The 12,577-nt window shown below is 65.7% G+C and carries 13 protein-coding genes; 2 read left to right on the forward strand and 11 right to left on the reverse strand.

Annotated features, from left to right (window positions below; genetic code table 11):
- Positions 1–81: 81 nt before the first annotated feature.
- Positions 82–1,743, forward strand: a complete 1,662-nt coding sequence (locus ACSC1S_RS07155; protein ID WP_435363740.1) for a rhomboid family intramembrane serine protease — start codon at positions 82–84, stop codon at positions 1,741–1,743.
- Here the strand turns inward: ACSC1S_RS07155 and ACSC1S_RS07160 are convergent.
- Together ACSC1S_RS07160 and ACSC1S_RS07165 are read right to left on the reverse strand one after the other, a co-directional pair.
- On the reverse strand, positions 1,740–2,378 hold the full coding sequence (locus ACSC1S_RS07160) for an METTL5 family protein (protein WP_435363741.1): 639 nt from the start codon (positions 2,376–2,378) through the stop codon (positions 1,740–1,742). The genes ACSC1S_RS07155 and ACSC1S_RS07160 overlap by 4 nt on opposite strands.
- Positions 2,379–2,387: 9 nt before the next feature.
- A complete protein-coding gene (locus tag ACSC1S_RS07165) occupies positions 2,388–2,789 on the reverse strand; it encodes a DUF7961 family protein (RefSeq protein ID WP_435318181.1) in 402 nt (133 codons plus the stop codon).
- Between the two features lie 152 nt (positions 2,790–2,941).
- On the opposite strand from ACSC1S_RS07165, the gene ACSC1S_RS07170 reads away from it, so the two are divergent.
- Positions 2,942–3,400 (forward strand): TFIIB-type zinc ribbon-containing protein, encoded by a 459-nt coding sequence (locus tag ACSC1S_RS07170; RefSeq protein WP_435363742.1) that lies wholly within the window; start codon positions 2,942–2,944, stop codon positions 3,398–3,400.
- A 159-nt stretch (positions 3,401–3,559) separates the two neighbouring features.
- Here the strand turns inward: ACSC1S_RS07170 and ACSC1S_RS07175 are convergent, their stop codons facing one another.
- From ACSC1S_RS07175 to ACSC1S_RS07215, 9 genes are all read right to left on the reverse strand, one after another.
- The gene (locus ACSC1S_RS07175) at positions 3,560–4,585 is read right to left on the reverse strand and encodes a disk-shape morphogenesis protein volactin (RefSeq protein WP_435363743.1); all 1,026 of its coding nucleotides are present in this window, start codon (positions 4,583–4,585) and stop codon (positions 3,560–3,562) included.
- 102 nt (positions 4,586–4,687) lie between these two features.
- Positions 4,688–5,656 (reverse strand): cell division protein CdpA domain-containing protein, encoded by a 969-nt coding sequence (locus ACSC1S_RS07180; RefSeq protein WP_435363744.1) that lies wholly within the window; start codon positions 5,654–5,656, stop codon positions 4,688–4,690.
- 127 nt (positions 5,657–5,783) lie between these two features.
- The gene (locus ACSC1S_RS07185; protein ID WP_435318184.1) at positions 5,784–6,323 is read right to left on the reverse strand and encodes a multiprotein bridging factor aMBF1; all 540 of its coding nucleotides are present in this window, start codon (positions 6,321–6,323) and stop codon (positions 5,784–5,786) included.
- Between the two features lie 87 nt (positions 6,324–6,410).
- On the reverse strand, positions 6,411–7,031 hold the full coding sequence (locus ACSC1S_RS07190; protein ID WP_261651126.1) for a CDP-alcohol phosphatidyltransferase family protein: 621 nt from the start codon (positions 7,029–7,031) through the stop codon (positions 6,411–6,413).
- Positions 7,028–7,558: an adenylate kinase family protein gene (locus tag ACSC1S_RS07195; protein WP_435363745.1), complete on the reverse strand. Its 531-nt coding sequence runs from the start codon at positions 7,556–7,558 to the stop codon at positions 7,028–7,030. The genes ACSC1S_RS07190 and ACSC1S_RS07195 overlap by 4 nt, the downstream gene beginning before the upstream one ends.
- Positions 7,555–8,643 (reverse strand): histidinol-phosphate transaminase, encoded by a 1,089-nt coding sequence (hisC, locus tag ACSC1S_RS07200; protein ID WP_435363746.1) that lies wholly within the window; start codon positions 8,641–8,643, stop codon positions 7,555–7,557. Before hisC ends, ACSC1S_RS07195 begins: the two co-directional genes overlap by 4 nt.
- A gap of 48 nt (positions 8,644–8,691) precedes the next feature.
- A complete protein-coding gene (hflX, locus tag ACSC1S_RS07205; protein WP_435363747.1) occupies positions 8,692–9,972 on the reverse strand; it encodes a GTPase HflX in 1,281 nt (426 codons plus the stop codon).
- A gap of 479 nt (positions 9,973–10,451) precedes the next feature.
- Positions 10,452–11,408 carry a halocyanin domain-containing protein gene (locus tag ACSC1S_RS07210; RefSeq protein ID WP_435363748.1) on the reverse strand — a complete coding sequence of 319 codons (957 nt, stop codon included), beginning with the start codon at positions 11,406–11,408 and terminating at the stop codon, positions 10,452–10,454.
- A gap of 3 nt (positions 11,409–11,411) precedes the next feature.
- A complete protein-coding gene (locus tag ACSC1S_RS07215) occupies positions 11,412–12,560 on the reverse strand; it encodes a multicopper oxidase domain-containing protein (protein ID WP_435363749.1) in 1,149 nt (382 codons plus the stop codon).
- Positions 12,561–12,577 lie beyond the last annotated feature (17 nt).

Raw genomic sequence — 12,577 nt, forward strand, 5'->3', positions numbered from 1 at the left:
ACCCATCTCCCCACACCTCGGGAAGTCGCGTCACCCCCTGAAGCACGAAACCATTAGTACGCCGCGGCCTTTCCGCCGAATATGGATCTGCTGGCGCTCGGTATCGTCGTCTTCGTTCTGCTGACGCTCCTCGTCTCCCTCGGCGTCGTCGTCCTGCTGGACCGACCGGGTGGGACCTGGGGCCAGCACCTTCGGTCCCGGCTCGTGATGGGCGTGCCCTGGGGAACACTCGTCTCGGTGGTCTTCGTCGTGGCCATCTACCTGTTCGTCCAGGACGGCTGGAACCACTGGGACGACCCGGTCACCCTCCCGTTCCGGGCATGGTCGTACCTCTACCCGACCGGGATGCTACTGGCACCCTTCTCGCACGCCGACGCCGGCCACCTCACCGGGAACATGATCGGGACCCTCGTCCTCGCGCCCATCGCGGAGTACGCCTACGGTCACTTCCCACAGGAACGCGGCTCGCACTCCTTCGCCGACTGGGCCTCGAATCCGTGGGTGCGCGCGCTCGTCATCTTCCCCGGCGTCGTCCTCCTGGTCGGCCTCGGGACCTCCCTGTTCGCGCTCGGCCCGGTCATCGGCTTCTCCGGCGTCGTGTTCGCGTTCGCCGGTTTCGCACTGGTCCGCTACCCGATGACGACCGTTATCGCCGTTCTCGGCGGCCAGCGCGTGCTCTCCTTGCTGTATAGTTCGCTGCAGAACCCCATCGTGACGACGACCGCGCAGGCGTCTCCCCCGTCGCCGCCGTGGTGGGCCGGTATCGCCATCCAGGGGCACGCGCTCGGGCTCTTCTTCGGCATCATGCTGGGGGTGTTCGTCTTCTTCCGGCGCAACGAGCGCCCGAGTGCGCTCAGAATCTGGCTCGCGGTGCTCTTCTTCGCGGTCGCGAAGAACCTCTGGGCCATCTACTGGTTCCTCGGGAACGAGCGGTACCGGCTGTTCCGCGGCCCCGGCCTGGCCATGGTCGTGGTGCTGGCCATCCTCGTCGCGACCGCCCTGCACCTGCGCGAGCGGGACTTCGACGCGTTCACCCCGCGAACCGGCGCGCTGGTCGTGCTAGTCGTCGTGACCGCGGTGCTGGTCGGCTCCGGTGTCCCGGTGAACCTCATGACGGTCGACGACACGACCGCGCCGGGTGACCCCATCGAGGTCCGCGGCTACGAGGTGGTGTACGCCGAGGACGTCCAGAACCAGATGGTGTCGGTCATCGACGTCGAGGCGTTCGGCCAGAGCACGAACATCTCCTCGTCGGGGGTCATCGTCGTCAACGAGGACCGCAACATCTGGTACCAGGCGGTCTCGAAGGGCCAGCTGGCCTTCAGTGGCCAGCGACGGGTGAAGATCGGTGGCGTCGGCTGGCGCGAGACGGTCATCGCGAGCCGCGACGGCTGGACCGCCGTCGGCGGCGGCACCAGTTACCGGGTGTTCCTGAAGCCGCCCGACGGTGACTGGCGGGTCGCGTACACCTCCGGGAACACGACGGCAGAACCGCGACTCGACGGCAAGAACGTCTCCATCGCCGCCACCGAGGACGGCTACGAGCTGTTCGTCTGGCAGAACGACTCCGAACTCGGCCGGGCCGCACTCCCGATCACGAACGACTCCGTCCAGAACGCGTCCGTGACCATCGCTGGTATCGAGTTCGTCAGGGAAGAACAGAAGAACGGACCCGACAGGGTCTATGCGGTCGTCGGCGAGACGAAGGTTCGCGTCTTCGTCAAGGAGACGTATCGACGCTAGTTCTCGCCGGTCCAGTCGATCCGGAACGCTTCCGCATCTATCGGTTTCGTCTCCTCCTCGTGGAACGGGAACTGGCGGTCGAGGTCGAGTTCGACCGCGAACGCGTGGGTGACCTCGCCACCGTGGTCGCCCGCGAACGACTCGACGAACTCCCGGCTCCCGGCGTTGTGAATCGAGTACGAGACAGCGGCGACCTCGCCCGCCGCGTCGAGGAACGCCCGGTCCGCGTGTTCGTTCCCGCGCTGGGCACCGAACGGCGGGTTCATCACGACCGTGACGTCGTCGTTCGACCCCGGACAGAGCGGGGGTCGTGTGGCGTCCCCGGCGACCCAGTGGATGTCCGTGTACGCGCCGACCCGTCGTTCGTTCTCGCGCGCGGTGCCGAGTGCGTCCCTGTCGAGGTCGACCCCGACGACGCGCCGGGCACCCCGCAGGGCCGCCCCGAGCGCCAGCATGCCGGTGCCGGTCCCGAGGTCGACCACGGTCCGGTCGGCCACGTCGTCTTCCATATCCGCGACGTGGACGAGGGAGGCGGCGACCTCCGGGGGTGTCGGGTACTGTTCGAGTTCGACGCTGGGTGAGTCGAAGCCAGCGACGACGCCGAGTTGCTGGGCGAGGGCGCGCCGTGTGCTCATCGTTGGTGCTTAGCCGTCGAGGCTAATGGGTCCGTCGAGTTCGAAGGTGACGCCTTCGCGGCGGGCCCGCTCGGCACACGCCGAGAGTGCCGGGCGAACCTTCTCCGGGTTCGCGACCGCCGTGCACTCGACGGCGACGGTGCCAGCGCCGATGAACGACGCCGCACGGACGTAGTCACGCACGCGGTCTGCCTCGCGCTGGGTCGCCAGCGAGCAGTCCTCGTCGAAGCGGACGCGAACGTCGATGACGGAGGGGACGTACCCCTCGACGGTCAGCTCGTGCTTGAGGTCGCGCAGGTACTCGGGGGCGGTCGATTCGAGTGCCTGGGCGTCGACGCGGACGGGCTGGACGTCTTCGGGTCGACAGTGTTCGATGGTCCGTTCGAGATTCGGAGACGGGGTCGCGCTCATGTTATCACTGCATACATGATAGACATACAAAAAGGTTTGTGTATGTTCTGTAGTAATATATTGCGGGTTCCGAGACACACCGGAATGGATACACCAGTATCGACCGTGAGAGAATGGAACACGCTTATTATTCCGTATAAAGAGAAGCCTGTATGAAAGAGTGCCCGCGCTGTGGGTCGTCGCTGAGTCATTACGCGTTGAGCGAGGTCGAAGCGTACGGCTGCGATGGCTGTGGGTGGGTCGGTATCGACGTCGAACACCGGTCCGAACCGGTCCGTATCGAATCCTGGCAGGATGCCATCAGTCGGTTCCACCAGCAGTTCACCGACAGCGAGCTCGACGACCACGCGCAGAACCTCAACCGGGTCGAGGCGGAACGCCGCGCCGCCATCGGCGCGGATGACGCCGGCGAAGCCCCCGAGGGAGACGACGCAGAGGACCAGGCCGACCTGAACGAGGACGAGGCTAGCGTCGAAGACGCCGCTGCGGAGGCGGTCGAAGAGAGCGAAGAGACCGAGGCGGTCGATTCGGACGGTACCACCGACGCGCCCGACGACGACCCCGACGCCCAGCAGGAAGCCGCGGCCCCGACGAACACGCAGGCAGAGTAACCTCGGTCACGAACACGGGCACTTTCTCGACACACGGCAGTCGGCCAGTGACGACGCTGTCTCGAGCGGAATTCGACGGCCGGGCGTTGACACGACGCGGCTGTTTCGCAGCCGCTATCGGCGGTGACGGCGCAAAAAACGATGAACGATAGTGACGAGTTACTCGTCGGCTGCCGGCGCTTCGGCTTCCTGCTCGCGCTCGTCGACGTCCTCGTCGGACCGTGCCGCGACGAGGGACCCGCGTGCGACCGAGTAGAGCGGCTCGCTGGCGTGCTGGACGCCACTGATGGAGAACGGGATGTTCGCGTCCTCGAGGTGGTCACGGAACAGTTCCTCGAACCCGTTCGGGCTGGAGGTGCCACCCGTGACGACGACCGGCACGTCGAGACCCTCTTCGACGTCCTCTTCGTCGACCTCGCGGACGACGTTCTCGATGACGTAGTCGAGCAGGTTCTCGTAGTAGATCGAGAGTGCCCCCTCGACGCCACCGACGTCCGTCGTGAAGTCGAGCTCGAAGTCGTTCTCCTTGATGGAGGTGACCTTGTCGACCGGCGTGCCCGTCGCCTGGGCGGCCTGCTCGTCGATCCAGTCGCCACCGCGCGCGACCGAGAACTTCATGACCGGCACCGCGTAGTAGGCCAGGCAGACGTTCGTCATGCCCGCACCGAAGGAGATGCCGAGGCCGGTGAAGTTGTTGTCCGCGAGTTCGGAGTAGATGACCGCCATCCCCTCGTTGATGGGTTCGGCGTCGTAGCCCATGTTCGAGAGGAAGGACTCGATGGTCTTCTGGTGGTAGAGCGTGCTCAGGCTGGAGTCGCTCGGGTCCGCCGGCACGGAGAAGTACAGCTTCTCGTCCGGATAGTTCGGCTCACCGACGACCTGTTCGATGATGAGCTTCATCATCGGGATGGCCGACTTCTCCTGGCTGGAGAGGATGCCGTGCTTCATCGGCCGTCGCGTGTTCTTGTTGAAGATGTTCGCGAAGTTCAGGGCGTCGTCCCCGACGACGTACACCTTGTCGTCCTTTCGGATGTGCAGAACTTCCGAGCGAGAGAGCATCTGCTCGGCCATATCCGAGTATTCGATTTCGACGAAAGAGTTCCGCTGCTGTACGAACACCGTGTCGTTCCCATCCTGCTGGGCAGACAAGATGTTCATCGTGCCAACGTCAAGGCCTTTAGCCATAATTGCCAATTCCAACCCACCGAAGTATAAAACTATGTGAAATTATTTCATCAGTTTAAAGCCATGAAGAAACTGCCCAGAAAACAAATGTGTTGTGGCCGGTCAGCTGAGGCCTAACGCTCGCTTAACCTTGCCCCAGAGCCCGACCGAGCTACCCCCGGTTCCACCGAGCGAGGAATCCTCTTGCTTGCGTTCTGCTTCGCGCTCGCGACGCTCGCGAAGTTCCTTGAGCTTCTGGGTCTGGTCGTCGACGGTCGAGTTCGAGGTCGCCGTCTTCTTCTGCCCACCTCTCATCGCTTTGAGATTAGATAGCTGGGAGTCGATTCCACTCGACCGGGTCACCTTCGCGGTTTTCTGACTGAACGATGACGTGTCCATGTCACCGTCGTCGATATTGAAGTTGAGATTCCGGTTACTGTTCTTCTCCATCCCACCCCACGAGAGGTCGACACCGGACATCGCGGCGTCGATGTCGGCCTGGATCTCCTCGTCACTGTAGTTCTCTCCCTCCTCGTCCAGCTCGTCTTCGACCGCCTGGATGTCGGCCGGACCGGGCTTCTTGTAGCGTTCGAGCTGGTCAGCGACGAGTGCAGCGCCGGTCGAGCCCACGACGAGCACGAGACCCAGCGCGTAGAGACTGATGACGCCGAGCGTGGTGCCCGCCCCGTAATCGTTCCACTGGGACGGATAGACGGAGACGAACCAGAGGACCGCACCAACGTCGAGCACCGAACCGACCATGGAAGCGTACACTGCGCGCCGTTCGACCGGGAGCAAGACGACGATGCCCGTGATGGTCGCCGGGAGCGCGAGCATCCCGAGCGCGTAGGAGATGCGCGTCCAGTTCCAGAACGCATCGCTTTGCGGTTCGAGCGTGCTGAAGCTCACGAGGGCCAGTAACAGCGCGACGACCCCGACAACGATCCCACTGAAGAACAGGCCGAAGCCGAGATAGACGTCCGTCTCTTCCTCGGGTTCCCCGATGTACCGCTCGTACAGTTTGTAGAGGGGATTGTCCGGGTGTGACTCGGCCCCGGAATCCCCCGTCTCAGCAGTTGCCTCGTCTGACATTGTCCCTCATTACAGGGTCATCTCTCATGACTGTTTGGTTAACCGTATACTTCTTGAAAAAAGTCGCCGTGTGACCAAGGTCAGACGGCCGTCAGACGGCAGGAGCGCCCACCGCGTCGCGGGGCGGTCAGTCCTTGCGTTTGACGACGTCACCCAGCGTCTGGGTGGTGCCACCGGAGTCGCTCTTCCAGTCCTTCTCTTCCTCGCTGGAGCCACCGGCCTTGAGACTGATACCGAGGAACTTCTCCAGTTTGGTCTGCATCCGGTCGGAGGGGAGCGTGTCCCCCCGTTCGAGTTTCCGGACGAGGCTGGCCTTCTCGTTGAGCTCGCTGGCCAGATCCGACTGACTCAGGCCCTTCTTCTCGCGGGCCCGTCGGATACGGTCGTCGTAGTCCTGTGCGATTTCGTCCATGTCGTCGAACATGTCTCTGCGTCTAGACGAACCGCCACCGCCGCCGGAGCGGCTGGAGCCACTCGATTTAGAGCTAGAGGACGAAGAGGACCCGGACGACCCGGTGGAGTACTTCGTGGACGTGCTGGAGGACTGCTGGGTCTTGACTTCGGTCCCGAAGTCGGCGCAGTTGTCGCACACGTCCAACTCTGCGCCCTCGACCTTCACCGTCTTCGGCTGCGACGTCTCGGCGCCACACATCTCACACTGAACCATGGTCGTGTGTTGACCGCCAGCAATGATAAAAGGTACGCCGTCGCGGCGCTGGCTGTCAGTTCGAACGACGGTCGGCTGACGAAGATGTCAGCTCAGGGCGTTCCACGCGCCCGAGAACCGCTGGAGTGCCGTGACGTGGCCCACGACCGCGAACACGACCAGCAGCCAGCCGACCACGGTCAGCCCGTAGAGGTCGGCCGTGACCACGGCCGCGACGTAGCCGACGACGCCCGACAGCGCCAGTCGGTCTGCACGTCCGAGGTAGCCCGCGTACACGCGGTCGAGACCGACCGCCTGCGCCTGCGTGCCGAGGTAGGAGGTCATCAGGACGCCGGTGACCGCGGCGAGCCCGATGTCGTACCGACCGATTCCCGCCGCGAAGCCGGCGATGATGACCAGGTCGGCGTAGCGGTCGAGCACGTGGTCCAGCATGTCTCCGGCCTCGCTGGCGACGTTCTGTGCCCGCGCGAGTTCGCCGTCGACCACGTCGAGCCAACCGTTGAGCGCGACGCAGGTCGCCCCGACCGCGTAGAACAGCGGAGCATCCGCGACGGCCGGCCCGGCGTAGGCGAACGCGCCCCCGGCGGCGACCGCCAGCAGGAACGCGATCGTGCTCACGCCGTTGGGGCTGAGCCCGAGGGCGTCGGCGGCGCGGACCCACGGATCGAGCAGCGACTTGACCTGCGGGCGGAGTTGGTCGAGCGTCATAGGTACTCGATGAAGTCGACGTCGCCGGCGCTCGGTTCGCGCTCGCCGTGGACGACGGCCGCGATGTCGGCGGCCACGTCCGCGGGGTCGCGGTCTGTCGTGTCTATCTCGTAGACGTTCTCCAGGCCGTGCAGTTCGACGGCCTCCGAGAGGATGACGTCGAGCGCCTCGCTCTCGGCGTTCTCGCCCGCCTTTGGTGGACTCTCGCCCCGGTCGAGCAGACGCTGTTCGAGTTTCGCTGGCTCACAGCGCAACACCACGACCCGGTCGGCGTCGAGGTAGTGCGCGAGGTGCGAGTCGAGCACCACGTCGTCGCGGTCCCCGACCCATGCCTCGAGCGCGTCGAGGTCGACGACCACGCTGTCGCGCTCCTCGTCGACCTCCTCGTAGAGTTCCTCGGCCTCGATGACCTCGTTGAGGTGGACCACGTCGAGGGATACGTCGTAGTCCCCGGCCGAATCGTCGGCGAGCAGGTCAGTCGCGGTGGTCTTGCCCGTCCCGGGCGTGCCCGTGACGACCACCCTCACCGCGACAACACCTCGTTGAGCGTCTCGACGGCTTCGCGGGTCTCCGACTCGGTCCCGCAGGTGATGCGGACGCAGCCGGGCAATCCGAAGCTCGTGCAGTCGCGCACGATGACACCCTCGTGTTGCATCTCGTCGGCGACGGCGGCTGCGCCGTCCTCGCCGCGGGACTCGCTCACGTCCACGAGGACGAAGTTGCCCTCGCTCTCCCAGACGGGTGCGTCGATCTCGTCCCGCATGTACGAGCGGGCCCAGCGGGCGGTCTCGACCGATTTCTCGACGTGCTCGTCGTCTCCCATGGCGGCGAGGCCGGCCCGGCAGGCCAGCTCGCTCGCGGCGAAAGGTGTGTTCACTCGCGCGTACGCGCCGGCCCAGTCCTCGGGGACCAGCGCGTAGCCGAGTCGAACGCCTGCCAGCCCGTATGCCTTCGAGAAGGTCCGCAGGATGGCGATATCGTCGCGCTCGCCAAGCAGGCCGCGGGCGCTCTCGGTCTCGGCGTACTCGCCGTAGGCTTCATCGACGACGACGAGGGTCTCTTCTGCAGTTTCGTCGGCCACCGTCTCGATGGCGTCGAGGGAGAACGTCCCGCCCGTCGGGTTGTGCGGGCTCGTCAGGTAGACGATGCGCTCGCCGTCGTAGTCCGAGAGGACGGTCTCGGCGGTGAGCGCGAGGGCCGGGTCGTCGAGCGTGTACTGCTCGACCTCGCCGTGGTGGTAGCGCGCGCTCATTCCGTAGTAGGCGAAGCCGGGGTCCGGAACGAGCACCGAATCGCCGGGTTCCAGCATCGCGCGAGCGAGGTAGTCGAGCGCGCCGTCGCCACCGTTGGCCAGCCAGACCTGTGCCGGGTCACAGTCCCAGCGGTCCGCGATGGCCGCGGTGAGGTCGGCGTGGGCCGCCTTCGGGTACGAGGACATGCCCGGTGCCGCCTCCTGGATGGCCGCGATGGCCTCCGGGGACGGCCCGTGGGGGTTCTCGTTGGACGCGAGTTTCGTGAGGGCCGCCGGGTCCATGCCGAGGTCCCTGGCGACCTCCTCGATGCCGCGCCCGGCCTTGTAGGCGACGTGGGCCGAGAGGTCGCGTGGTTGCATGTGCGAGAAACCGGCCCGCGGGGCCTTAAGCGTAGTCAACCAGGCCAGTCAGTCGAGCGATTCGGCACGCGACCGCGCCTGTGTGACGATGGTCGGCCGGCCCCGAATCGAGAGGGACACCCGGTCCTCGTAGGTGACGGAGTCGACAGTCGCGTGCTCGTGGCACCACGAGACGAACTGCTGGGTCTCCGGGACGTGGGGCAGGTCGAATTCGGCGGACTCGGTCGGGAGGGCGTCGACGATACGGGCTCGTAGGTCGTCCAGACCGTCGTCTTCGGTCGCGCTCGCGATGACCGGGTCGGGCGCGAGGGCCGCCAGGGCGTCGGTTCGGGCCGAGAGGTCGTCCTCGGAGAGGCGGTCGGCCTTGTTGAAGACGGTGACGAGCTGTCCGCGCGTCCCCTGGATTTCGGCGTGACAGGTCTCGACACGGTCCCGGAGTTCCGCGACCGGCTTGCTCGCGTCGACCACGAGGACGACCACGTCCGCGTCGTGGACTTCCGTCAGGGTCGACCGGAACGCCTCGACGAGGTCGTGCGGGAGGTCCCGGATGAACCCGACGGTATCGGAGAGGAGGACGCGGCGGCCGTCCATCGTGGCTCGGCGCGTCGTCGTGTCGAGGGTCTTGAACAGCCGGTCCTCGACGCCGGCGGTCTCCCCGAGGTCGCTGTGGGCAGGCTCGGCCGCTTCGAGGGTCAGGTCGTCCGCGAGTCGGTGCAGGAGTGTCGACTTCCCGGCGTTGGTGTAGCCAGCCAGGGCGACGAAGTCGAAGCCTGCCTCGCGCTTTCGACTCCTGCTCGCGCCGGCCTCGTCCGGGAGCGCGTTCAGTTTGTTGTGGATCCGGTCGATGCGCTGTTTCACCTCGCGAATCCACTCGCCCTCGGGGTCACGGATGGTCTGGAGCCCCTGTAACTCCTCACTCCGGCGCTGCTCCTCGCGCCGCCGGTGGAGTTCGTGGCGCAGGCGGGCGAGTTCGACCTGCAACTGGGCGCGCTTCGTGCTCGCGCCGGCTTCGAAGATGTCGAGGATGAGGCGGTAGCGGTCGCGAACTTCGGTGCCGTCGGGGAGGCGGTCGGTGAGGTTGAACAGCTGGGCGGGCGAGAGCCGGTTGTCGACGATGACGGTGTCTGCGTCGCTCTCGCGGACCGCCTCGGCCACCTCGTCGACCTTCCCCGGCCCGAGGTCGTAGGTCGGGTCTTCGGACCGGGTCTGGGTGAATATCTGCTGGATGGTGTAGCCTGCAGCCTCGGTGAGGGCCTCGATCTCGTCTGTGTTCGGTGCGCCTGTGTCGGTTCGTGCGGCGAGTACCGCGTGTGATGACTGTCGTGACATCTCTCTGGGGGTCCGGTCGTTCGGAACGCAGTGCGGGAGCCGGCCACGGCCTATCGGCTATGGGACGATATCGAATCGATGCCGAGGCTGGCCAGGTCGGCTCGCTGGAAACAGAACGGGATGGGCAGGACTCGCGGGGTCGAGTCCGCCAGTGTGTGCCCGCCTCCCGTCAGAAAACGAATAGGGTCTGCATGAACTACCTGTCCAGACGGTCACGTGCCCCGGTAAAAGCGGTTCGGGTGGTGTGTCAACTTCTGACAATCTGGGTCGCTTCGCCCCCGGAATCGCACTTACAGTTCGATTTTCCAACCAGTCTGTGTGGGCAATCGGCGTCCCATCCCGGACACATACACTGTATCTCGCTATATCAAATCGGGGTGGGATGTGGCAACAGCAGGGTGGTCGAAATCAGTCACGGAAACAGCGAAAACGAGAGCGAGAACGGTGCAGGCCGCCGGACAGCCAGGTGATGCAGCCGCTCAGTCCTGGCTGACCGTATCCTTGTAGTGGACGTACAGTCCGAGGCCGAGCGGGGCGGCGATGGCCGCCGCGCCGAGCCCGGCCGTCGCGTAGGCTCGCGTGGTCGGGACGGTCTGTGCGCCTCCCCCGACGAGGACCACGCCACGCATCCCTTGCTCGCCGTAGTCCTCGCAGTAGTACTTGCTCACACCGTCACCGTCGAACTGGAGCGCGTACTCGGTGCCCTGACTCGCGACCCGCTCGCTCTCGAAGCCGAGCTGGTCGTCGACGACGCTGTACGCGCCGGCGGAGCCGACCCACTCCCAGACGACCGTCGTCCCGGGGTCGACGTGGATCGCCGCGGGCTCGAAGGCGAACTCGCCGCCGTTGCCATCGGCTCCAACCTTCACGCGGACCTCCTCTTTTCCGCGCATGTCGACCACGTCGGTGTAGTTCTCGACGCCTGCCAGCCAGCCGTCGAAGGTGGGTCCAGTGGGTGCGGTCGGTTCGGGTTCGGCTTCTGCCAACGAAACCTCGGCGTCACCCACCACGAGTGCGCCCTTCATCCCCATCGCCTCGTGGGGCGCACAGGCGTAGCGGAAGACTCCGGACTCTTCAGCAGCGTACCCGAAAGTCGCGCCCGCGTCCGAGAACATCTCGGACTTGAACGGTCCATCCCTCGCGACGACGTTGTGCATGCCGCCCTTGCCGGACCACTCCCAGACGATTGTCGTGCCGGGGTCGACCCGGACCGCGGCCGGTTCGAAGCCGAACGCGCCGCCGTTACCGGCTGCACCGACCGTGATGGTCACTTCGCTCTGGCCTCGCTTGTCGGCCAACCCGGAGACGTTGTCCGTGTTGGCGAACCAGTCGGCCAGCGATTCTCCCGCGCCTGCCTGCGCACCGGCCGGGGTGGCCAGCGTGAGGCCCGCGAAGCCGGCACCGGCCGCCGCCGTCAGGAACTCACGTCGCTCCATGACTCAGGCCTCGTATCCCGCGTACTCCATGAGCTTCGCGAAGATGTCGCTCTGCATGGCGTCCGTGTAGACGATGCCGCCGAGCATCCCACCGGGGTACGAATCCCCGTTGCGGATGTGGTTGACCTTGTGGCAGTGGATGAGGTAGATGCCGGGGTCGGCGTCGGCCTCGAACTCGATGGTGTAGCGCTCCGCGGGCGCGACGTTGATGACGTCCTGGAGGATCTGCATCTGCTCGGGCCACGGGCTGCCGTCCTTCTCGACGACCTTGAACCGGTGGTTGTGGATGTGCATCGGGTGGCTGTGGAACCCGGCGTTCACCCAGTGGATGCGGACCGTGTCGCCGGGCTCGACGATGATGGGTGAGCCGTCCTCGGGGTGCAGGGTCCGGGGAGCGGACTTCCCGTTGATGGAGAAGGCGTCGGCCATCCGGTCCGTCAGGTCGTACTTGACGTTCTCGCCGGCGTACTGGCGCGAGAGGCGGGTGTCCCACTCCTTGACCGTCATGAAGTACTCCTTGTCGGCCTCCTCGTAGCCCTCGGGGTCGACGCGGAGGACGCCGAACATCCCCATGTCCATGTGCATCGGCGTCTGGTAGTGGCAGTGGTAGAGGTGCGTACCCGCGACGTTGGCCGGGATGGTGTAGGTGTGCTTCTCGCCGGGCATCACCGTGATACCCGTCGTCGTCGGGACGCCGTCGTTCTCCCACGTCTTGCGGACGCCGTGGAAGTGCAGCGTGTGCGGGTGCGGGGCGTCCGTGTTGTCGAGCGTGATCTTCAGTTCGGCACCCTCGGTGCACCGGAGAATCGGTCCCGGAACGCTCGGTTCGCCGTCGTCGGCAGCGAAGGCCCACGTCACGGGCAGGGAGATCGGCCCGTTCATCGTCTCTAGCGGGTGGAGGTGGTGGGTCGCCTTCACCGGCTTCAGGGTGACCTCGTGCCCGCGCTCGTCGAGGTCGACGACCTCGGGCTTGCTCGTCGTCGGGAGGTCACCAAGGAGCTTTGCGGTGTTCCCACCCGTCTCGACGGGGTTCACGGTCGGCTGCGTGGTGGTCGTGCAGCCGGCCATCGCGAAGAGACCGGTGCCACCCGTGGCGGCGAGAAACTTTCGTCGGGAGATGCCCTTGCCGGGTGCGCCGATTGACTCGTTCATCGGTTACAGGTTCGATA

Source organism: Haloarchaeobius pelagicus (genome assembly GCF_051207375.1).
GTDB lineage: Archaea > Halobacteriota > Halobacteria > Halobacteriales > Natrialbaceae > Haloarchaeobius.

Bases quoted from the DNA above. Each gene is read 5' to 3' on its own strand.
- ACSC1S_RS07160 (WP_435363741.1), bottom strand. From the start codon at position 2,378: ATGAGCACACGGCGCGCCCTCGCCCAGCAACTCGGCGTCGTCGCTGGC.
- ACSC1S_RS07170 (WP_435363742.1), top strand. From the start codon at position 2,942: ATGAAAGAGTGCCCGCGCTGTGGGTCGTCGCTGAGTCATTACGCGTTG.
- hisC (WP_435363746.1), bottom strand. From the start codon at position 8,643: ATGCAACCACGCGACCTCTCGGCCCACGTCGCCTACAAGGCCGGGCGC.
- ACSC1S_RS07215 (WP_435363749.1), bottom strand. From the start codon at position 12,560: ATGAACGAGTCAATCGGCGCACCCGGCAAGGGCATCTCCCGACGAAAG.
- hflX (WP_435363747.1), bottom strand. From the start codon at position 9,972: ATGTCACGACAGTCATCACACGCGGTACTCGCCGCACGAACCGACACA.
- ACSC1S_RS07210 (WP_435363748.1), bottom strand. From the start codon at position 11,408: ATGGAGCGACGTGAGTTCCTGACGGCGGCGGCCGGTGCCGGCTTCGCG.
- ACSC1S_RS07185 (WP_435318184.1), bottom strand. From the start codon at position 6,323: ATGGTTCAGTGTGAGATGTGTGGCGCCGAGACGTCGCAGCCGAAGACG.
- ACSC1S_RS07175 (WP_435363743.1), bottom strand. From the start codon at position 4,585: ATGGCTAAAGGCCTTGACGTTGGCACGATGAACATCTTGTCTGCCCAG.
- ACSC1S_RS07190 (WP_261651126.1), bottom strand. From the start codon at position 7,031: ATGACGCTCGACCAACTCCGCCCGCAGGTCAAGTCGCTGCTCGATCCG.
- ACSC1S_RS07155 (WP_435363740.1), top strand. From the start codon at position 82: ATGGATCTGCTGGCGCTCGGTATCGTCGTCTTCGTTCTGCTGACGCTC.
- ACSC1S_RS07165 (WP_435318181.1), bottom strand. From the start codon at position 2,789: ATGAGCGCGACCCCGTCTCCGAATCTCGAACGGACCATCGAACACTGT.
- ACSC1S_RS07180 (WP_435363744.1), bottom strand. From the start codon at position 5,656: ATGTCAGACGAGGCAACTGCTGAGACGGGGGATTCCGGGGCCGAGTCA.